Raw genomic sequence first — 20,095 nt, 5'->3', positions numbered from 1 at the left:
TTCTAAAACTTTCGCTTTATTTTTGATCCGATTTTCATTATTTAAGTAAGAACTTATGCGCCATTGCGGGTGCAAAACTACAACGTTTATACCGTTATGCAAGCTTTTTTAATCACTTTTTTTTAACTTTTTATTGCCGTTTTATTTAAAGAGCTGAAAATCTGATTTTTGAATGTGATATTTTTTTTCTAAACAACTACTCCACTCTTCTAAATGCAATCTAAAAAAGGATTTTATCCTCTTTTATTGGCTTTGTATATACTATTTGCTCTTCTACCTTTGGCAATAATCCTCCTTAAAGCTACCTATTACATATAGTGTAGTCATTTTAAACACTTCTATTTTCTTTAATTATTACTATTCTTACCTTATACAATAGGTACAGCGATACTAGAATTTACATTAACACCGTTTTGACACCTATATATAGGTAGGAGTTTCTTCTTTAGCCACAATCAAATGTCAATATAATATCGCATTAAGCAATTCTCTTTGAAATCTAAAACACTTTACTATTGCTATTGTTGTATTATATATAGGTAACGCGATGCTAGGATTTATAAAACCGCTGTTTTTTACACCTATATATAAGTAGGTGTTTTTTTTTCTTACCTATATATAGGTGTAGTAATCTTATTGAGCAGATTCTGTGATCTAGAATAGTAAATTGTTTATTACACCTAATCTTTTCTAAACGTCTGAGAACAACAAAACCGCGTTAGGGATAGCAGCGTAAAGCCCACAGTCAAGTGAAGTATAACGGAACTTGACGAGGACTTGAAGCGAATAGCCCGACCCATTCTAAAAAAGAGGCTATAACCGAACTCGGATATAGCCTCTTTTTTAGAATGGGAAACGCCAAAAGGAAATCAATAGAAACGAACGGCTTTTGTAAACACTATTTGATAATTAATTAGATTTAAAAAAATGTATTAAATAGTATCAGGTGTATTTTCATCTAAATCATTGTGATCATCTCCTCCTAAACTGTAATAATTATTTTCTTCGTCTTCACTACCGATTTGTTCGGCTTGGTCATCCAACTCAGCGCCTGGAACATCTAAATCTGCTCCAGAATTATCCTGATTAAAATCCTTTTCGTTAAAATCACCAGTATTACCTATTTCTACAGGTACTTTGTTTTTAGATATGTTTTCTGGATCTATGTCCGATTCTTTTTTTAATTGGTTGTAAATATCTTCACTTGGTGGGTACAAAAGAGAATCTGGAACTTTATTATCCCTATTTTTTTGCTTATCTAAATTCAATTTATTTTCTCTATCATTCATCTTTCTATTGGTTATATTGATTTATAATACACTAAGTTAGGTCTTTTTTTCAAATTAAAAAGTAAAAAAAATAACATTTTAAAGATTTAAATAAGTAATTTTAAATATCTATTGAAGATGCATTAAACTTCTCAACTATTTAAAACAATAAAAAATGAGCATAATAACAGACAACGTAATTCCAGGAAATGATGGTAAAAAATTCGGAACAAACGCCATGGAAGATAAAGATTTACTGCAAATCAAGACGATCCTATTGGAACTTGAAGGAATCAAGGAAGTGGTATTGAACATGGAAATTTTTCCAAGAGAATTTACCGTTTTTACTACTAAGATGATTCCTATTACAGAAATCGAGAATAAAGTTCGCGAAGTTGGATTTCACGCTATTCCAAAGGATTTATTTGACCTTTAAATAAATTAAATAATCCATAGGACAAATAATAATTAATACAATTATTATTTGTCCTTTTTATTTGAACATCGTAATATTGCAATATTAATATATACAAACTTGGGAACAACTAAATCAGAATGTTTTACTGAAGAACACAATCAAATTGCTATATTGACTAAAGCAATAGGACACCCTGCGAGAATTGCAATTATAGAACATCTCATAAAAGTAGACAGTTGTATTTGCGGAGACATTGTAAATGAACTGCCTTTGTCACAACCTACCGTTTCTCAGCATCTAAAAGAGTTAAAAAATGCAGGGCTTATAAAAGGTACTGTTGAAGGAAATACAATATGTTACTGCTTAAACGAGGAAGGTTTTAGTAAATTAAAAATTTTCTTTGACCATATAAATACCTATTTAGAAAAAAACAAAAATCAGTGTTGTTGATTTATAAAATAATAAAAAATGAAATTATCAGAAATTAAAACGGCGTTAAGTACATTAGAAAACGTTGCTTTTTTATTACCAAACGGTAACTTTGTTCCAGAACATTTTCACGTGACCGAAGTTGGGCTAATAACGAAACACTTTATTGATTGTGGAGGTAAAGTTAGAAAAGAAACTGTTGCGAATTTCCAATTATGGGATGCAAATGACGTTGATCATCGTTTGAAACCAAAGAAATTACTATCGATTATTGCACTTTCAGAAAAGATTTTAGGGATAGAAGACTACGAAATTGAAGTAGAATACCAAGCAGAAACTATTGGAAAATATGATTTGGGTTTTAATGGACAATCTTTTGTTTTAATCAACAAACAAACTGCTTGTTTAGCCGAAGATCAATGCGGTATTCCTGCATCTAAACCAAAAGTAAAATTATCTGAAATCACAAGTCAACCTAATAGTTGTACTCCTGGAGGAAGTTGTTGCTGATTTTTTAAATTAAAGAATGTAGGCGAATTCAATAACCTAAAGCAACAAATGATAAATTTTATATTTGTTGAATTATTAAAAAAACAGAAGCGAATCAACCTAAAAGAGCGAATAATTACAAACTAACACTGAAATATTCTTTATATTATTTCAAATAAAATCACAAAATGAAATCATCTAAAAAAAGGATAAAATTTCTCGACAAATACCTAACTGTTTGGATATTTATCGCGATAATAATAGGTATTTCAATTGGTTATTTTATACCATCGAGTAGCACTTTCATTAATTCTTTTTCTAGCGGTACTACAAATATCCCTTTAGCAATTGGGTTAATTTTGATGATGTATCCTCCATTGACTAAAATCGATTTTTCGAAAATTACATTGATCTTTGAAAAACCAAAATTATTAGCCTCTTCATTTGTAATTACATGGATAATTGGTCCATTTTTAATGTTTTTATTAGCTACTTTCTTCTTAAGAGATTATCCAGAATACATGACAGGCTTAATAATTATTGGGATTGCTCCTTGCATCGCAATGGTTATTGTATGGAATGAATCAGCAGAGGGAAATAGAGAACTAACTGCCGGCCTAATTGGTATAAATAGTTTAATTCAAGTTTTCTTTTTTAGTTTATACGCCTATTTCTATCTAGAAGTTATGTTACCTTTATTTGGCATAAAAGGTTTAGCGCTGAACATAACAATTGCGCAAATTGCTACCACAGTAGGTATTTATCTAGGAATACCATTTGCATTCGCTGTATTAAGTCGCTATAGCATTCAGAGGTTTATGGGCAAAAAGTGGTTTGATCAAAAATTTGTTCCATTCGTATCACCTATTACTTTATTAGCTTTACTTTTTACAATTGTAATTATGTTTAGTTTAAAAGGAGAGATGATTGTTGACTTACCAATGGATGTTGTACGAGTTGCAATACCATTAGTAATTTTCTTTACAATAATGTTTTTGTTGATGTTTCTAGTTTCAAAAAAGATTGGAGCTGACTACAGAGACAGTGTTGCACTTTCATTTACTGCTGCTGGAAATAATTTTGAACTTGCCATTGCTGTTTCAATTGGAGTTTTTGGAATCAACAGTGGGCAAGCATTTGCAGGAGTTATAGGGCCATTAGTAGAAGTTCCAGCTCTAATCCTTTTGGTAAATGTTGCTTTTTGGTTAAAGAGGAAATTGTATTAAATTTTCATTTACATCATATAAAATTTTACCAATTTTTTTATACTAACTAAATAAAAAGGAGACTAAAATTATAGGTGTAATATCAAATTTTAATGAGTTCCATACTAATCATTATTTTAAAGTTATCATAATATAATAATTCATTTCCACCTTTAAAGTCTGATTATAAGCAAATAAAATATTGTTTATTATCAGACTTTCTCAATTTAAGCCCAATCTTAAGTAACTAAATCTGCTGCAACATATAACTAATATCATTTTTAACCAAAAAAACTAATTATAAAATAAAAAAAAGACTTAAAACATATTTATTTAACAATTTTTACAAAAAACTATTTTTATTTAACATTTTATTTAGATATTTGATACAACTAATCTTAAATAAACCAAAAATGAGAATTAAATTCAAATATTTTTTGAGTATTGTAATTGTATTTATTATGCAATTAACATTTGCTCAAGAAAGTAGGTTTTCAGGCAAAGTCACAGACAGGAGTGGACTCCCTATTCCGGGTGCCAATATTATAGTAAAAGGATCGAACATAACAACTCAAACTGATCTTGATGGTAATTTTACCGTAAACACTAAAAAAGGTCAAATCTTAATTATTAGTTTCGTTGGTATGAAAACACTCGAAATTGCAGCATCTGCAGGAATGAGTGTAAAACTAGAAGATAATTCAAACCAATTGGATACCGTTTTTGTCGTTGGCTACGGAACACAAAGCAAGAAAAAATTAACAGATAACATTGCGCGTGTCACTGCAAAGGACATGGAAAACGTTCCAGTTGCCAATTTTCAGAATGCAATGGTCGGGAAATTAGCTGGTGTTCAAATCACACAGATTAATGGTAAAGTAGAAGGTGGTGTTAAAATGAGAGTAAGAGGTGTTTCTAGTATTTCTTCATCTCAAGAACCTTTGTATGTAATTGATGGAATGCCTCTCATAAACGATAATGAGAGCGGATCATCTGCACCTATCAACCCATTAATTTCTTTGAATCCGAATGATATTGAATCTGTTGAGATTTTAAAAGATGCCTCTTCAGCAGCTATATATGGAGCAAGAGGAACAAATGGAGTGGTTTTAATTACAACTAAGCAAGGTAAATCAGGCAATACAAAAATAGCTATAAATACCTCAGCAGGTTGGAGCGAAGCAACTCATAAAATGAAATGGCTTAATGCCGCACAATATATAGAACTCTACACAGAAGCATCTGCTAATAGATATGGAGCAAATGATTTGTGGTTGACGGAGCCAGGTGGAGTGTTTGATGGATACTCTAACGGGAAAGATTGGAGAACTGGTCAGGTTGATACTGATTGGCAAGACTTAGCATTAGTAAAAGGATCTGTTCAGGATCATACTTTCTCTATTTCGGGAGGAGATAGTAAAACTGTATTTTTTCTCTCTGGGGCTTATAATAAAACAGAGGGAATTGTTCGAGGAAATAGTATGGACCGCTATTCTTATAGAGGAAATTTAGACCATAAAGTCTCTGACAAATTAAGAGTAGGTCTAAATACGAGTTTGAGTAAAACAAAAATTATCAGAATAGGATCTGATAATTCCTTTACTACTCCATTACAAGCAGTTGCGCAAACTCCATTAGCGCCTGCATATCTTGATGATGGTGTTACTCCCAATAATCAAACTACTTTGTATTATAACTTTTTGATGCAACAATACAACGGAAGTTGGGATGCTAATATTTTTAGAACATTAATGAATTCTTATGCAGAGTATAAAATAATTCCAGAATTAAGTTTTAGAACTGAATTAGGATACGACAACAACAACCAAACCGAAGAATATTTCGCAGGAAGTTTAACTGAATCTGCTTCAACAAATGGTTATGCTGATGCCAATGCTATTCAATCGGATAAGTATAGTATTAATAATTATTTTAATTACAATAAAACTTTTAAAGAAGACTACAAATTAGATTTAGTTGTGGGAATGAGTTTTGAAGAAAGCAGTCGAAAAAGACAATATGTTGCTGGAACTGGTTTTGCCTCAGATGATCTTCAAACTGTAGAAAGTGCTGCAGAAATTACAGCAGGTTCTTCTAGTAGAACTAAGTATAACTTTCTTTCTTATTTCGGAAGAGCAACCTTTTCTATTTTAGATAAATATCTAATAAAAGGAAGTTTACGTTATGATGGATCTTCTCGTTTTGGAGCAGCAAATCGCTACGGTGTATTTCCAGCGGCTTCTGTTGGTTGGATTATGTCTCAAGAAGATTTTTTAAAAGACAGTAATTTTATTAATTTATTAAAATTAAGAGGAAGTTTTGGAGTTACTGGAAATGCAGGTATAGGAAATTTTGCCAGTTTAGGTCTTTTTAACGGATCTTCATATAATAAACAATCTGCTATAAATCCATATCAATTGGTAAATCAAGATTTAAAGTGGGAAAAAACCAACCAAGTAGATGCTGGACTTGATTTTGCTTTTTTGAATAATAGAATTTCAGGTGAAATTGACTATTACGTAAAAAAAACAAATGATCTTTTGTTAAACGAACCTTTGCCAGGTACCTCTGGATGGAGTTCTCTAACACGTAACGTGGGATCTTTAACTAATAAGGGTTTTGAATTTGTGTTAAATACTACCAACATCAAAACCGATAAATTAACCTGGAAATCTTCTTTGAATATAGCAACATTAGATAATAAAGTAACTAATTTACCTGGTGGCGATATCGTTTCTGGTCAAAACATCGTAAGAGTTGGAGAAACTATTTCCTCTTTTTATTTAGTAGAATATGCTGGTGTAGATCCTGCAAATGGAGATGCATTATTTTATAAAAATACTTTAAATAATGATGGCTCATTAGACAAATCCACTACAAAGAATTATAGTGATGCTCAAAGGGTAATTTCAGGAAACCCCTACCCGACATTAATGACAGGACTAACAAATACTGTGTTATTTAATAATTTTGACTTTTCATTTACTTTTCAGGGAGAATGGGGTGCCTCTATGTATAACGAAGCTGGGAAATTTCAATCTAGTAATGCTAGATACAAGGACAATCAAACCACAGATCAAATGAACAGATGGCAAAAACCTGGTGATATTACTAATGTACCCCAAGCAAGATGGGGCCGTAGTAATGGAGATCAAGCCTCTACTCGTTATTTAGAAAAAACTGATTTTGTGCGTTTAAGAAACCTATCCTTTGGATACACCTTACCTAAAACAATGATTCAAAAATTAGGTGTAGATAGAATTCGTTTGTACATGACGGGAGTTAATCTTTTAACTTTTACCAATTATAAAGGATACGATCCTGAATCATCTTATGATAATAATGGAGATTCGAACATTCAAAAAGGGATTGCATTTTATTCAGCACCTTCGGCAAAAACGATAATTATTGGATTAAATATTGACCTTTAATAAATTAGACATGAAAAAAGATAACTATAAAATAATTTTAGTAGCCTTTCTAGTACTCACTTTTGTAGCATGTGATGACAATCTTACTATCAGTCCTGAACAAGCGATAACAACTGATATGGCTATTAAAACTCCGTCGAATATTCAGAAAATTTTGAATAATGCTTACGGAGATGCTAGATCAAGTGCCTTATATGGAGGCGGAATTGCATTGGCATCAGAATTATTAGCTAATGATGGTGACCTTTATTGGGACGGTACTTATGTACAACCTTCTCAATATGATGAAAAAGCCATATTAACAGATAATAGTTTTGTAGAAAGTATGTGGTTAAGAGCCTACAAAATAAGCAATCAGACTAATGTAGTACTGGATAATTTAGCAGTTTTCACCAATGCAACTGATAAGGACGTAGCAAAAGGGGAAGCAAAATTTCTTAGAGGTTTGGTTTATTTCGATTTAGTCCGTTTGTTTGGCAAGCCTTACGTAGCGGGTACAGCAAATAATCAGCTTGGTGTTCCTATTATATTAGAGCCTATTTTAGATCCCGCTAAAATCACTTATCCTTCTAGAAATACTGTAGATGAAGTCTATAAACAAGTACTTGCTGATTTAAAAGATGCTTACACCTTATTACCGGCAACGAATGGTTTATATGCAACAAAATATAGCGTAGCGGCACTTTTGGCACGTGTATATTTGCAACAAGGAGATTATGTAAATGCTCGCAATATGGCTAATATAGTAATTACCGATAGTGGTTCGGTTTTGGCTAATTCGTATTCAAAAGTATTTAATAATTCCGAAAATTCAACCGAGGATTTATTTGCTTGGCAAGTAAGCAGTCAAGATGCAAGCTCGAATGATTATAATGTATTTTGGGCTGGTTCAGATTTTGGGGGGCGCTCTGGAAATCCAGACATTAGTATTGAAAACCAACATTGGGATATTTATGATGATTCTAATGATCAACGTTCTAAATTCTTCTACGAAGCAGATAATTGGTGTACCACAAAATGGAAAAACCAGTACGGTAATATTCCTTTTCTAAGGTTAGCCGAAATGCATTTAATTCGTGCTGAATCTAATTTTAGAGAGGGTACTCCAATAGGTCTTTCTCCTTTAGACGACATTAACCTTTTAAGGGAACGCGCTACTGCCAGTTTGTTTAATTCGGTTGACTTAGCCACTATTCTAATGGAAAGAAAAAGAGAACTTTCCTTTGAAGGATTTGCTTTGTTTGATGCAAAAAGATTAAAACAAAACATAGGCTCTCTTGCTTATAATGCAAATAACCTTGTTTTACCAATCCCATTAAGAGAAAGAGATGTTAATAAAAATTTAGTTCAAAATGATGGGTATTAAAAAAATATCATTTAAAATAAAAATGAATTCTACGACGGGAACCATTTAACATAAAACCCCTTAAAGCAATTGTTTAAGGGGTTTTTATTTATCTAAAAAATCCGTTTAATATTTTAATTCAATTTAATGGTCTCCGTGATGTTTTCTAAAACTTCGAAAGCAATTTCAGCCATTTTATTCCCTTTTGTATCTAGTAAAGGATTCACTTCAACAAATTCGACACAAACCACTTTTTTTGTTTCTATAATTTGATTAATAATAGCAATAATTTCAAGGTGATCAAATCCTTTAGGCACAGGAGTTCCTGTTCCATAAGAAATCATATCACAATCCATCGAATCCACATCAAATGAAATATAAAAAACGTCACATTTTTCTAATTTTGCTAATGCTTCAGCTACACAATTTTGTAAACCTCTATAACGTACTTCCTCTACTTTATAGTTTTTGATTTGTAATTTTTCTATTTGCTTATCCTCTTCCTCTTCAGTGTCGCGAACACCAAAATAAATCAAATTTTCTGCAGTTATTTTAGGTCCTTTACAACCTATATTTTTCATGTTTTCCCAATGCTGTTGCGTTTCAGGAGCCACATTATTTGTATTTGCCGAAGTTAAATTATCCTCAGAAAGTGCTGCTGACAATGGCATACCGTGAATATTTCCAGATGGAGAAGTATATGGTGAATGCAAGTCTGCGTGAGCATCAATCCAAAAAACACCTATAGTTTTTTCGGGATATGCAGCCTTTATACCGCTTATAGTACCCAAAGCCGAAGAATGATCACCTGATAAAACAATAGGAAAATTATTTTCTTCCAAATTTTCTTTTACCGCATTGCTAACTCTCGTACACTGTTCTACTACATGCTCAATTCTTTTTGCAAAAGAACTTTTGTTTTTATCATAGATTGATTGATTGTGGGTCTTTACATCATCAAATTTATATTGATTAAAATAATTACTATTTTTATTAATAGCTGCTATTTCAATTGCATCAATACCCAAATCAGATCCCCGAGTTCCAGCACCAATATCCGATCTGTTTTTTATTAACTTTATAACTTTGTCCATCAGTACAATTATTTAAAATCATTTAATGCTCTTTCAATAATACCTAAACATTCGTGAATCTGAGATTCAGTAATAACTAATGGCGGTGCAAATCTAATTTTATTACCGTGTGTTGGTTTAGCTAATAATCCGTATTCGCTAAACTTCATACAAATATCCCATGCTAAATCAGACTCCTCATCGCAGTTTACAACTATCGCATTTAGCAATCCTTTTCCTCTAACCAATGTGATTAATGGATTTCTAGAAGCAATTTCATTAAGCCCTTTTCTTAAAACTTCCCCTAAATATTGTGCATTTTTTGCCAAATTTTCTTCTTTCACTACTTCTAGTGCTGCAATGGCTACTGCTGCTGCAATAGGATTTCCTCCAAAAGTAGATCCGTGTTGTCCTGGTTTAATAACATTCATGATAGCATCATTCGCTAAGACTGCAGAAACGGGATAAACACCGCCAGAAATTGCTTTTCCTAAAATAAGAATATCTGGTTTTACCTCAGGTTTATTTTCACAACCATTCTGGCAATCACAATTTCCACAAGTTGCCAATAATCTTCCCGTACGTGCAATTCCTGTTTGCACTTCATCGGCAATAAATAAAACGTTATGTTCCTCGCACAGTGCTTTTGCTTTTGCTAAATAGCCTTCTGTTGGAACATAAACACCTGCTTCTCCTTGAATTGGTTCTACTAAAAAACCAGCGATATTTTTTGTTGATTTTAATACCTGCTCTAAAGCCTCTGCATCATCGTAAGGTATCTTAATAAATCCCGCAGTGAATGGGCCAAAGTTTTTTCGGGCACTTTCATCATTAGAAAATGAAATAATTGTAGTGGTTCTTCCGTGAAAATTATTTTCACAAACAATAATTTGTGCTTCATTTTCAGGAATTCCTTTTACCTCATAAGCCCATTTTCTACATAATTTCAGTGCAGTTTCAACCGCTTCGGCACCGGTATTCATGGGTAATACCTTATCAAAATTAAAGTAATTAGTCACATACTCTTCATAAGGTCCTAACTGATCATTATGAAAAGCACGAGAAGTCAATGCCAAAGTTTGTGCTTGCTTCATCATTGCACCAACAATTTTTGGATGACAATGACCTTGATTTACAGCAGAATAAGCGGATAAAAAATCATAATATTTCTTTCCATCTACATCCCAAACATATACACCTTCTCCTCTTTCTAAAACTACTGGTAAAGGGTGGTAATTGTGAGCTCCATATTGGTTCTCTTTTGCTATCAATGCTTCAGATTTCGAAGAAAGATTTTGTTCTATGTGTGTCATGATATTTGGATTTTTATATAATAAAACACAAAAATAGTACTATTTTTCAATATGCCAATCATTATATTAATTTTGACTTTTTAAAATAAAAAAAACATTACTATTTATTTTAAATATATAAAAATTTAGTCATTTTAAATATAGTAAATCCACTTCAACATATCTTTAAAAAACAAATATAATCTGTACATTTATAGCTACATAAATACTTAAATTAAGAGTTATAAAACATGGATATATTAGACGAATTTGATATTAACATTATTAAAGAATTAGAAAAAGATGGAAGAATGGCCTACTCAGCAATTGCTTCTAATTTAAAGATTTCTAATACAATGGTTCACCATCGTATTAATAGACTTACTGAACAGGGGATTCTAACGGGTATTAAGCCCGTAATTAACGAAAAAAAAGTGGGTTATGACTGGGGTTCCTTCACCGGTATTACCTTGAATAAAGACCAAGATTCTAATAGAATTATAGAAGAATTAAAAAAAGTTCCTGAAATTACTGAGTGTTATTATATTACTGGATCTTTTACTTTATACATAAAAATAATTGCCAAAGATCATGAGCACATGCGCAAAATTCTCTATGAAAAAATAGATAATATTCCTGGTATTGCCAAAACAGATTCAATTATTGAATTAGGATGTGCCTTTAAAAGGAATGTATCGCTCTAAAATACTATTTTACTTTACAACCAACCAAAAAACCACCAATGAAAAAACTATTACATTCCAATTATTTTATAAAATTTTGTATTGCTCTACTTGTGTTTCTATCTTACAACACCGTGTCTGCACAAAATTCAAAAGGTAAATTATTCATTATTGGTGGCGGTAATCGATCTGACGCTTTGATGAAACAATTAATCAAAATTACAGATTTAAAGAAAAAAGATTATGTAGTGGTATTGCCCATGTCTAGTGAAGAACCTGATAGCGCTTATATTTATTTTAAAGACCAGTTCCAAAAACTGGTTCCCAATCCTATTATTATGCTGAATTTTGATAAAAACACCGTAAATAATAAAGCGCTGAATGATTCCTTACAGCATGCAAAATTAATATTTATAAGTGGTGGAGATCAAACTCGTTTTATGAATGTAGTCAAAAATACTCCTGTTTACGATGCCATTCACAAAGCTTATCAAAACGGAAGCACAATTGCTGGTACTAGTGCAGGAGCTGCGGTAATGTGCGAACACATGATTACAGGAAATCAAAAATTAGAATCAAAATACACTGAAACTTTTAACAACATTCGGTATGATAATCTAGAAACCACGGAAGGCTTAGGTTTAGTAAAAAATGTAATTATCGATCAACATTTTCTAAAGAGAAGTCGCTACAATAGATTGTTATCTGCATTGGTTGAATTTCCAGATCACATCGGAATTGGTATCGATGAAAGTACCGCCTTAATTGTACGCAACAAAGAAATTGAAATTGCTGGAGAAAGTGAAGTCATAGTGGTAAAAAATCCTGTGGGAATAAGCAAATCCAAAAAAGAAAATTTAGTGAGTATAAAAAGTTTAGAAATGGGTGTCTATACGGAAGGTCAAAAATTTAAAATCAAATAAAATGAAGTTTTTAAAAGAACATTTATCGTTATTACTTTTAGTTTTTTCTTTTAGTATCGCTACTTTTTCACAAAAGTCTAATAGTAAAGAAATTGAAAGATTAGAAAAAATCGCTCAACAAGTCAACATAATTAGAGACAATTGGGGAATTGCTCATGTTTACGGAAAAACAGATGCCGATGCAGTATTTGGAATGTTATATGCGCAATGCGAAGATGATTTCAAAAGGGTAGAAATGAATTATATCGAAAAACTAGGACGTCTTTCTGAGCTCAAAGGACAATCTGTTTTGTATAATGATTTAGAAATAAAACTTTTAATTGACACAGAAGAAGCCAAAGCAGATTATAAAAAAGTGGCACCTTGGTTAAAAAAATTATTAAATAGTTACGCAGACGCAATAAACTTTTATTTACACAAACATCCAGAGGTAAAACCTGCTTTACTTACCCATTTTGAGCCTTGGTTTCCGTTGCTTTGGACAGATGGTAGCATTGGTGCTATTAGTACCGCTGATCTTACTACTGGAGAATTGAAAAGTTTTTATTCTGGAAATACAGATAAAGTTGCTTACATCGAAAGAGAAAAAAACGTACAAACCGGTTCCAACGGATTTGCAATTGCCCCTTCAAAAACAGCATCTGGTAATGCTATTTTATATATAAATCCACACACTACTTTTTATTTTAGACCAGAAATACAAATGAGTAGCGAAGAAGGATTGAATGCTTATGGCGCTGTAACTTGGGGACAATTTTTTATTTACCAAGGATTCAACGAAAGTTGTGGCTGGATGCATACCTCATCAAATGTAGATGTAGCCGATATGTATGCAGAGAACATAGTTACCAAAAACAATAAATTATTTTACGAATACGATAACAAGTTACTGCCCGTAATCGAAAAAATGATTACTATAAAATACTTAGAAAACGGACAATTAATTCCTAAAACTTTTAAAACCTATTATACCAATCACGGTCCAATAATGGCCAAAAGAGATGGGAAATGGATCAGTTTAAAATCGAATAACCGCTCGATGAAAAGTCTGGAACAAAGTTGGGTACGCACCAAAGCAAAGGGATTTGAGGAGTATAAAAAAGCTATGGATCTTAAAGCAAATACATCTAATAATACAGTTTATGCAGACAAAGAAGGAAATATTGCTTATTGGCATGGTAATTTTATTCCCATACGGGATAAAAAACTAAATTGGTCAAAAGTCATGGACGGGACTACCCCAGCAACGCAATGGAAAGGATTACATAATGTTTCTGAAACGGTACATTCCTATAATCCTACTAATGGTTGGTTACAAAATTGCAACTCCACACCTTATTCTGTAGCTGGAGAAAATAGTCCAAAAAAAGAAAACTACTTGCCGTACATGGCTCCTGATGGAGAAAGCTTTAGAGGTTTAAATGCAGTTCGTCTACTGAGTAAGGGTAAAGATTATACTTTAGACAAAATAATTGCTGACGGTTATGACACAAAGCTAACCGCTTTCGAAGTTTTAATTCCAGCATTACTTTCTGCTTTTGAAAAAAACATCAAAAGTAACGATCCTCTTTATTCCGAATTAATTGAACCTATAAATCTATTAAAAAAATGGGATTATTACACCCACGAAAACTCTATCGCAAGTACATTAGCAATAGAATGGGCTTATAAATTAGATCCAATTATTCAAAAAGTATATGTCGATGAAGGTGAAATGGATCAAGTAGAAAACACACATAATTTTGCAAAAAATGCAGTTCCAGAACAACTCATTCCACAGCTACAGCTGGTTATAAAAGAGCTGACAATTAAGTTTGGAACATGGAAAATTCCTTGGGGAGAAATGAATCGTTTTCAAAGAAATTCAGGAGATATTGAACTCGTTTATAAGGATAGCCTTCCTAGTTTACCTATTGGATATGGTCCAGCAATATGGGGTAGTTTGCCTGCTTTCAAAAGTGCTTTTCAAAAGGACACTAAAAAACGATATGGAACCAACGGAAACAGTTTTGTGTGTGCGGTAGAATTTGGACCAAAAATAAAAGCAAAATCATTGTTAGCCGGAGGTAATAGTAGTGATCCTAAATCAAAACATTTTTACGATCAAGCAGAAAGCTATCGAGAAGGAAAATTCAAAGAGGTTTTATTTTACAAGGAAGATGTACAAAAAAATGCAGAGCGAACATATCATCCAGGACAATAATATTTATTTACTATAAGTTTTAAAAATACTTATATAAATTAAAAAAATAAAAGTGTGAATTACAACAGCAATTAAATGTAGAATTTAGTAGTAATAAAAAAACTCAAAAAAATATGAAAAAATCACTATTTGCCTTATTAGGTTTGTTTTTAATTTCTAACTTATCCTTCGCACAATTGAAGACAGTAAAATACAATGATGGAAATCAAAAATTAGATGGATTTTCAATTGCTCCCGTAAAAGGAAGTAAAACTAAGCCTGGAATTTTAATTTTACCGGCCTGGAAAGGGATTGATGCACACTCGAAAAGATCAGCAGAAAAACTTTCAAAATTAGGTTATTATGCCTTTATCGCAGACATTTACGGTGAAGGAAACTACCCAACAAATACACAAGAAGCCGGAAAACAAGCTGGTTTTTACAAAGCTAATGTGACTGATTACCAAAGACGCATTCAATTAGCTTTAGACCAATTAGTAAAATCAGGGGCCAATGCTGATAATATTGTAGTAATAGGCTATTGTTTTGGAGGAACAGGAGCGCTTGAAGTAGCGAGAGCAGGAATAAAAGCGCAAGGAGTAGTTTCTTTTCACGGAGGTTTAGGACGTGATGCTTCTCGCGTGAACAATCCAATAACGACTAGAGTTTTAGTATTACATGGTGCTGATGATCCTTACGAGCCCGTTGCAGAAATCACAGCTTTTCAACAAGAAATGAGAGATACAAAGGCAGATTGGGAAATGATTTATTATGCCGATGCAGTACACGCTTTTACAGAGCCAGAAGCAGGAAACGATAAATCTTCAGGAGCAGCTTACAATGAAAAAGCAGCTACAAGATCTTGGGAACGTATGAAATCGTTTCTAAAAGATGTTTTGAAATAGTAGTTAAAACTCTTTTTTCAAGGCAGTAAAAATTGTTTTTTTTAGTTAGTTAAAGAAATTTAAACAGCAAAATCAAACAATTTGTACTGCTTTTTTTTATATCTAAAAGCTATGTTAAAAAAGAAGAATTTCTTGTTACCAAATTTATAAATTAGCATATTATGTTGCTAAACCACCTATAAAAAAAAACTACCAGAAGGAGTTTTAAATATATTTATTCCTATTTTTACCTTTTGCCGTTTACATATTTATCAATTTATAAAAAAGAAATGAAAAAAATCCCATTATTAAGTCTGTTTGCTATTTTAAGTTTAAGCTGTACCTCTCAAAAAAATAGCGTTGCTCATACTGATCCTACCAAGTACATGAATACAATTACCGCTGACGAACTAAAAACACATTTATACATCGTAGCTTCAGATGAAATGGAAGGTCGCGAAACAGGTTCAGCAGGTCAGAAAAAAGCAGGTATTTATCTTATTGATCAATACAAAAAAGATGGAATCTCATACCCTGCAAAGGCTTCTGATTTTTATCAAAAAATACCAGCTGCTTTCCTAAATGCCAAACGAAACGAGAACCTTCCCGATTCTGAAAATATTTGGGCCTACATAGAAGGATCAGAAAAGCCAGACGAAGTTTTAGTTATTTCTGCGCATTACGATCACGTAGGTGTAAAAAACGGCAAAGTTTATAACGGTGCAGATGATGATGGCTCAGGAACAGTAGCTTTACTAGAAATAGCGCAAGCCTTTCAATTAGCAAAAAAAGAAGGTCATGGTCCAAAACGTTCTATACTTTTTCTTCATGTAACTGGCGAGGAACACGGCTTGCACGGTTCGAGATATTACTCTGAAAACCCATTGTTCCCATTAGCAAATACAATAGCCGATATTAATATCGATATGATTGGTCGCCGTGATGATGCCCATCCCGATAGCAATAATTACGTATATGTAATCGGTGCAGATCGCTTATCTACTGATTTAGATAAAATTTGTGCTGAAGCAAACGCAAAATACACAAAGCTAAATTTAGATTATAAATACAATGATCCAAAAGATCCAAACCATTTTTACGAAAGATCAGATCACTATAATTTTGCCAAATTCGGAATTCCTTCTGTTTTTCTTTTCAACGGAGTGCATGCAGATTACCATAAACACACCGATACTCCAGATAAAATTGAATATGATGCCTTAGCCAAAAGAGCACAATTTGCTTTCGTAACCGCATGGGAATTAGCTAATAGAGACAATAGACCCGTTGTAGATAAAAAGTAATATTTGGGCACCTCCTTATAACCACTTCCCGAACGATCGGCAAGTGGTTATAAGGTCGGGCTTTTCGCTACAATCTTTTTATGCTCCGTTCCTCCGCATAAAAAGGATTTTCACTACAATCCCTTGTGCAAAAAAAAGTAGAAAAAAGTCTGTTTATAAATTCTTAGATTTTAACTTACCAAATAAGTTTTTCTGTTTGTCAGTAGTACTATTTCAAAAATAAAAAAATTTAATAGCTATCATTCAGATTTATGATTTTCTAAAAACTAAAAAAGCTTAAATTCAAAATAATCAAAGCCTTGAAGCAATTCAAGGCTTTTTTAATACGAAACTTTATGGCACAAAAAAAGCCTCTCATTTCTGAGAGGCTTTTACTTTCTGGGTGGGAGACGGGGCTCGAACCCGCGACCCTCGGTACCACAAACCGATGCTCTAACCAACTGAGCTACAACCACCATAATGCTTAGCGGTGGCAAAGATACAACATAAGTTCACTTCTGCAAATAATTTTTTCAAAAATTTCAATCTATTTTTTACTAAATATGCTAAGGCATTGACTACCAAATATTTTTAGATATTTTTTTTTTTCGAATTATTGAAAGTACATCACGATGCTTAAATTTTAATTTAAGAATTAATAATAATGACTCCAAATAAAATTCGTTCTAGTACTATATTTTACAACAAATAAACACAAACACTTTAAAAATCCGTTCATTATCCTCCTATCAATAATGAATAGGATAATATACAGTAAATCAATTTTCAATAATGTTAAGCATTGAAAATCTTATGTTAAGAAAATTAAATATCATTTTTTAACAATTAAATTTAGCACAAATAATAACATTTATAGCTACATTTGTTGTTACAAATTATAACAAACTCGTTATGTCATTATTTTCTGATAATATTAGAGCATTAAGAGTGAAATATAAAATTTCACAAGAAAAAGTAGCTGAGAGCCTTATGATTACTCGTGGCCGCTATGTAAAGTATGAAGATGGAACCTCTGAGCCTCGTTATGAAATTCTGAAAAAAATTGCTCATTATTATCATATTAGTATTGACTTATTACTATCCGTTGATGTGCGTGAAATTGATGTAAATGATTTATTAAAATTAGAAAATAACCGACTGATTCTACCAATTCAAGTAGATCAAATGGGCGAAAACTGCATCGAAGTCGTAACCCAAAAAGTAAAAGCAGGATACTTAAATGGATACGCAGATCCAGAATACATCGAACAATTACAGCAAATATCTTTACCGTTTTTAGGTGTTGGTAAATACAGAGGTTTTCCTGTAGAAGGAGATTCAATGCCACCGCATCAAGATGGTGATATTATTGTAGGACGCTACTTAGAGCAATTAGGAGAAGTTTTAGGTGGCAAAACATATATCATTATCACACGATCGGAAGGAATGGTGTATAAAAGGCTAAATAAAAACAGGAATGACACCTTGGTAGTTGCTTCCGACAATTTTTTTTATCCGCCCTACGAAGTCAAAGCTTCAGACATATTAGAAATCTGGGAATACCAATGCAGCATCGCTAGATCTGACAAAAGAAATGAAGCTTTAGAAAGTGATTCTATAAAAAATATGTTTGTAGAAATTAAAAATGAGATCACTGATCTAAAGAAGAATATGGTTCTAAAAAATTAATTAACAAAGTTAAGGCTTAGAGTTTTACTCCGTGTAAACAAGAGAGCAATTCCCCTATTATAAAAATGAAAAAGCAAGAATACGCAATAGTAGATATTGAAACCACAGGTGGAAATGCAAGTCATAGCAGAATCACCGAAATAGCAATTCTTATTCATGATGGCGAAAAAGTAATTGAACGATGGGAAACACTTATAAATCCAGAGAAAGAGATTCCGCCAGCTATTTTTGCACTCACAGGAATTACTAATGAAATGGTTAGTGATGCACCCATTTTTGAAATGATTTCGGATACCGTTTTTGAAATGCTATCCAATCGTATTTTTGTAGCACATAATGTCAATTTTGATTATTCTTTTATCCGACACGAATTAGAAAAAGCGGGTATTAAGTGGACCGCTAAAAAACTCTGTACTGTAAGAGCTGCACGTAAGATCAAACCCGGATTGCCTTCATACAGTTTAGGAAGGCTTTGTAAATCTTTAGAAATAGATTTAGAAAACCGACATCGTGCTGGGGGCGATGCAGACGCTACGGCTATTTTATTTTCTAATTTATTAGCATGGGATTCGGAACATGAAATAGATAAAATGATTCAGAAAACCTCACAGGATCAAAGGTTACCTCCTAATTTACCAAGAGAAGACTTTGATCAATTACCAGAAAAAATTGGTGTTTACTATTTTTATAACGAGCAAAAAAAGGTAGTATATGTTGGAAAAGCAATCAATTTAAAAAAAAGAGTTGCCTCCCATTTTAGTGGTCATAAAATCACTCCTCAAAGACAGAATTTCTTGCGTGACATTTACGCAATTACTTTTGAAGTTTGCGGCACCGAACTGATAGCGCTCATCCTTGAATGTACAGAAATTAAAGATTTATGGCCTATTCATAATAAAGCATTAAAACGTTTTGAACCTAAATATGGACTTTTAGAATACGAAGCTAGAAATGGATACCGTTATTTAGCCATAAGTAAATTGGCTAAAAACCAAAACTGTATAGAAACGTTTGACGCGATTTATCCCGGAATTAATTTACTTCGTGAATTAGCCGAAAAGTTTGAAATAGATCAACGATTTTGTAAATACGGAAGTATGTCAGATGGTGTTTTTTCATTGCAAAATGATACTGCTATTTTGCCTGAAATTGAATCTCACAATGAACAGATTCAAATAGCACTAGACTCTTATTTAAACAGTAGACCTAGTTTTGCTATTATTGATAAAGGTCGAAACAAAGAGGAATTAAGTTGTATTTGGATAGAAAAAGGACATTTTTATGGCATGGGCTATTTGCCTTCTGACAATCCCATTTCAGATCTGTCTTACGTTAAAGATCATATTACACGATACCCTTCTAATCAATACATAATGCAAATTATAAATGCATTCGCTTTAAAATATCCCAGTAAAATTCTTTTTTTTCAAGCTGATTCAGAATGAAAGGAATATTAAAATATTTTTTTTTATACATAAATACAAATTCAAAATAGTGCTTA

16 protein-coding genes and 1 tRNA gene are annotated in these 20,095 nt (G+C 32.4%); 13 read left to right on the top strand and 4 right to left on the bottom strand.

Going from position 1 to position 20,095, the window contains the following annotated elements; translation table 11 throughout:
- Positions 1 to 932: 932 nt before the first annotated feature.
- A complete protein-coding gene (locus tag MW871_RS14825) occupies positions 933 to 1,289 on the bottom strand; it encodes a hypothetical protein (protein WP_188051271.1) in 357 nt (118 codons plus the stop codon).
- Between the two features lie 154 nt (positions 1,290 to 1,443).
- Here MW871_RS14825 and MW871_RS14820 point away from each other — a divergent pair, with 154 nt between their 5' ends.
- The 6 genes from MW871_RS14820 (at position 1,444) to MW871_RS14795 (ending at position 8,606) form a co-directional block, all read left to right on the top strand.
- Positions 1,444 to 1,704, top strand: coding sequence for a heavy-metal-associated domain-containing protein (locus MW871_RS14820; protein WP_210645856.1), 261 nt, complete (start codon positions 1,444 to 1,446; stop codon positions 1,702 to 1,704).
- A 99-nt stretch (positions 1,705 to 1,803) separates the two neighbouring features.
- Positions 1,804 to 2,136, top strand: a complete 333-nt coding sequence (locus MW871_RS14815) for an ArsR/SmtB family transcription factor (protein WP_248429183.1) — start codon at positions 1,804 to 1,806, stop codon at positions 2,134 to 2,136.
- Between the two features lie 18 nt (positions 2,137 to 2,154).
- Positions 2,155 to 2,625 (top strand): DUF6428 family protein, encoded by a 471-nt coding sequence (locus MW871_RS14810; protein WP_210645854.1) that lies wholly within the window; start codon positions 2,155 to 2,157, stop codon positions 2,623 to 2,625.
- 167 nt (positions 2,626 to 2,792) lie between these two features.
- Positions 2,793 to 3,830 (top strand): ACR3 family arsenite efflux transporter, encoded by a 1,038-nt coding sequence (gene arsB, locus MW871_RS14805; RefSeq protein WP_248429182.1) that lies wholly within the window; start codon positions 2,793 to 2,795, stop codon positions 3,828 to 3,830.
- Between the two features lie 392 nt (positions 3,831 to 4,222).
- Positions 4,223 to 7,240 (top strand): SusC/RagA family TonB-linked outer membrane protein, encoded by a 3,018-nt coding sequence (locus MW871_RS14800; protein WP_248429181.1) that lies wholly within the window; start codon positions 4,223 to 4,225, stop codon positions 7,238 to 7,240.
- Between the two features lie 10 nt (positions 7,241 to 7,250).
- Positions 7,251 to 8,606 (top strand): RagB/SusD family nutrient uptake outer membrane protein, encoded by a 1,356-nt coding sequence (locus tag MW871_RS14795; protein WP_248429180.1) that lies wholly within the window; start codon positions 7,251 to 7,253, stop codon positions 8,604 to 8,606.
- A gap of 113 nt (positions 8,607 to 8,719) precedes the next feature.
- Here the strand turns inward: MW871_RS14795 and rocF are convergent, their stop codons facing one another.
- Positions 8,720 to 9,679 carry an arginase gene (gene rocF, locus MW871_RS14790; RefSeq protein WP_248429178.1) on the bottom strand — a complete coding sequence of 320 codons (960 nt, stop codon included), beginning with the start codon at positions 9,677 to 9,679 and terminating at the stop codon, positions 8,720 to 8,722.
- A gap of 8 nt (positions 9,680 to 9,687) precedes the next feature.
- Complete coding sequence (gene rocD, locus MW871_RS14785) at positions 9,688 to 10,971, bottom strand: ornithine--oxo-acid transaminase (protein ID WP_188051263.1); 1,284 nt, start codon at positions 10,969 to 10,971, stop codon at positions 9,688 to 9,690.
- A gap of 230 nt (positions 10,972 to 11,201) precedes the next feature.
- Here rocD and MW871_RS14780 point away from each other — a divergent pair, with 230 nt between their 5' ends.
- The 5 genes from MW871_RS14780 (at position 11,202) to MW871_RS14760 (ending at position 16,926) form a co-directional block, all read left to right on the top strand.
- Positions 11,202 to 11,654 carry an Lrp/AsnC family transcriptional regulator gene (locus MW871_RS14780; protein ID WP_188051262.1) on the top strand — a complete coding sequence of 151 codons (453 nt, stop codon included), beginning with the start codon at positions 11,202 to 11,204 and terminating at the stop codon, positions 11,652 to 11,654.
- A 38-nt stretch (positions 11,655 to 11,692) separates the two neighbouring features.
- Positions 11,693 to 12,556, top strand: a complete 864-nt coding sequence (locus MW871_RS14775; protein WP_248429177.1) for a cyanophycinase — start codon at positions 11,693 to 11,695, stop codon at positions 12,554 to 12,556.
- A gap of 1 nt (position 12,557) precedes the next feature.
- A complete protein-coding gene (locus tag MW871_RS14770; RefSeq protein WP_248429175.1) occupies positions 12,558 to 14,759 on the top strand; it encodes a penicillin acylase family protein in 2,202 nt (733 codons plus the stop codon).
- A 113-nt stretch (positions 14,760 to 14,872) separates the two neighbouring features.
- Positions 14,873 to 15,643 (top strand): dienelactone hydrolase family protein, encoded by a 771-nt coding sequence (locus MW871_RS14765; protein WP_188051259.1) that lies wholly within the window; start codon positions 14,873 to 14,875, stop codon positions 15,641 to 15,643.
- A gap of 269 nt (positions 15,644 to 15,912) precedes the next feature.
- Complete coding sequence (locus MW871_RS14760) at positions 15,913 to 16,926, top strand: M28 family peptidase (protein ID WP_248429174.1); 1,014 nt, start codon at positions 15,913 to 15,915, stop codon at positions 16,924 to 16,926.
- Positions 16,927 to 17,306: 380 nt separating this feature from the next.
- Here the strand turns inward: MW871_RS14760 and MW871_RS14755 are convergent.
- A tRNA-His gene (locus MW871_RS14755) sits at positions 17,307 to 17,382 on the bottom strand.
- A 435-nt stretch (positions 17,383 to 17,817) separates the two neighbouring features.
- Between MW871_RS14755 and MW871_RS14750 the strand changes: the two genes are divergently transcribed.
- A complete protein-coding gene (locus MW871_RS14750) occupies positions 17,818 to 18,594 on the top strand; it encodes an XRE family transcriptional regulator (RefSeq protein WP_210645844.1) in 777 nt (258 codons plus the stop codon).
- A gap of 65 nt (positions 18,595 to 18,659) precedes the next feature.
- Entirely contained in the window at positions 18,660 to 20,039 is a 1,380-nt protein-coding gene (locus MW871_RS14745) for an exonuclease domain-containing protein (protein WP_248429173.1), read from the top strand.
- Positions 20,040 to 20,095 lie beyond the last annotated feature (56 nt).

The sequence above is a fragment of the Flavobacterium pygoscelis genome (assembly GCF_023162025.1).
In the GTDB taxonomy this organism is placed as follows: Bacteria; Bacteroidota; Bacteroidia; order Flavobacteriales; family Flavobacteriaceae; genus Flavobacterium; species Flavobacterium pygoscelis.
Note: the sequence above shows the minus strand (reverse complement) of the source record. Positions and strands in the feature narration are given on the sequence as shown.

Excerpts from the sequence above, each read along its gene's own strand:
- MW871_RS14825 (WP_188051271.1), bottom strand. The coding sequence starts at position 1,289 with ATGAATGATAGAGAAAATAAATTGAATTTAGATAAGCAAAAAAATAGG.
- MW871_RS14820 (WP_210645856.1), top strand. The coding sequence starts at position 1,444 with ATGAGCATAATAACAGACAACGTAATTCCAGGAAATGATGGTAAAAAA.
- MW871_RS14810 (WP_210645854.1), top strand. The coding sequence starts at position 2,155 with ATGAAATTATCAGAAATTAAAACGGCGTTAAGTACATTAGAAAACGTT.
- arsB (WP_248429182.1), top strand. The coding sequence starts at position 2,793 with ATGAAATCATCTAAAAAAAGGATAAAATTTCTCGACAAATACCTAACT.
- MW871_RS14800 (WP_248429181.1), top strand. The coding sequence starts at position 4,223 with ATGAGAATTAAATTCAAATATTTTTTGAGTATTGTAATTGTATTTATT.
- MW871_RS14795 (WP_248429180.1), top strand. The coding sequence starts at position 7,251 with ATGAAAAAAGATAACTATAAAATAATTTTAGTAGCCTTTCTAGTACTC.
- rocF (WP_248429178.1), bottom strand. The coding sequence starts at position 9,679 with ATGGACAAAGTTATAAAGTTAATAAAAAACAGATCGGATATTGGTGCT.
- rocD (WP_188051263.1), bottom strand. The coding sequence starts at position 10,971 with ATGACACACATAGAACAAAATCTTTCTTCGAAATCTGAAGCATTGATA.
- MW871_RS14780 (WP_188051262.1), top strand. The coding sequence starts at position 11,202 with ATGGATATATTAGACGAATTTGATATTAACATTATTAAAGAATTAGAA.
- MW871_RS14775 (WP_248429177.1), top strand. The coding sequence starts at position 11,693 with ATGAAAAAACTATTACATTCCAATTATTTTATAAAATTTTGTATTGCT.
- MW871_RS14770 (WP_248429175.1), top strand. The coding sequence starts at position 12,558 with ATGAAGTTTTTAAAAGAACATTTATCGTTATTACTTTTAGTTTTTTCT.
- MW871_RS14765 (WP_188051259.1), top strand. The coding sequence starts at position 14,873 with ATGAAAAAATCACTATTTGCCTTATTAGGTTTGTTTTTAATTTCTAAC.
- MW871_RS14760 (WP_248429174.1), top strand. The coding sequence starts at position 15,913 with ATGAAAAAAATCCCATTATTAAGTCTGTTTGCTATTTTAAGTTTAAGC.
- MW871_RS14750 (WP_210645844.1), top strand. The coding sequence starts at position 17,818 with ATGTCATTATTTTCTGATAATATTAGAGCATTAAGAGTGAAATATAAA.
- MW871_RS14745 (WP_248429173.1), top strand. The coding sequence starts at position 18,660 with ATGAAAAAGCAAGAATACGCAATAGTAGATATTGAAACCACAGGTGGA.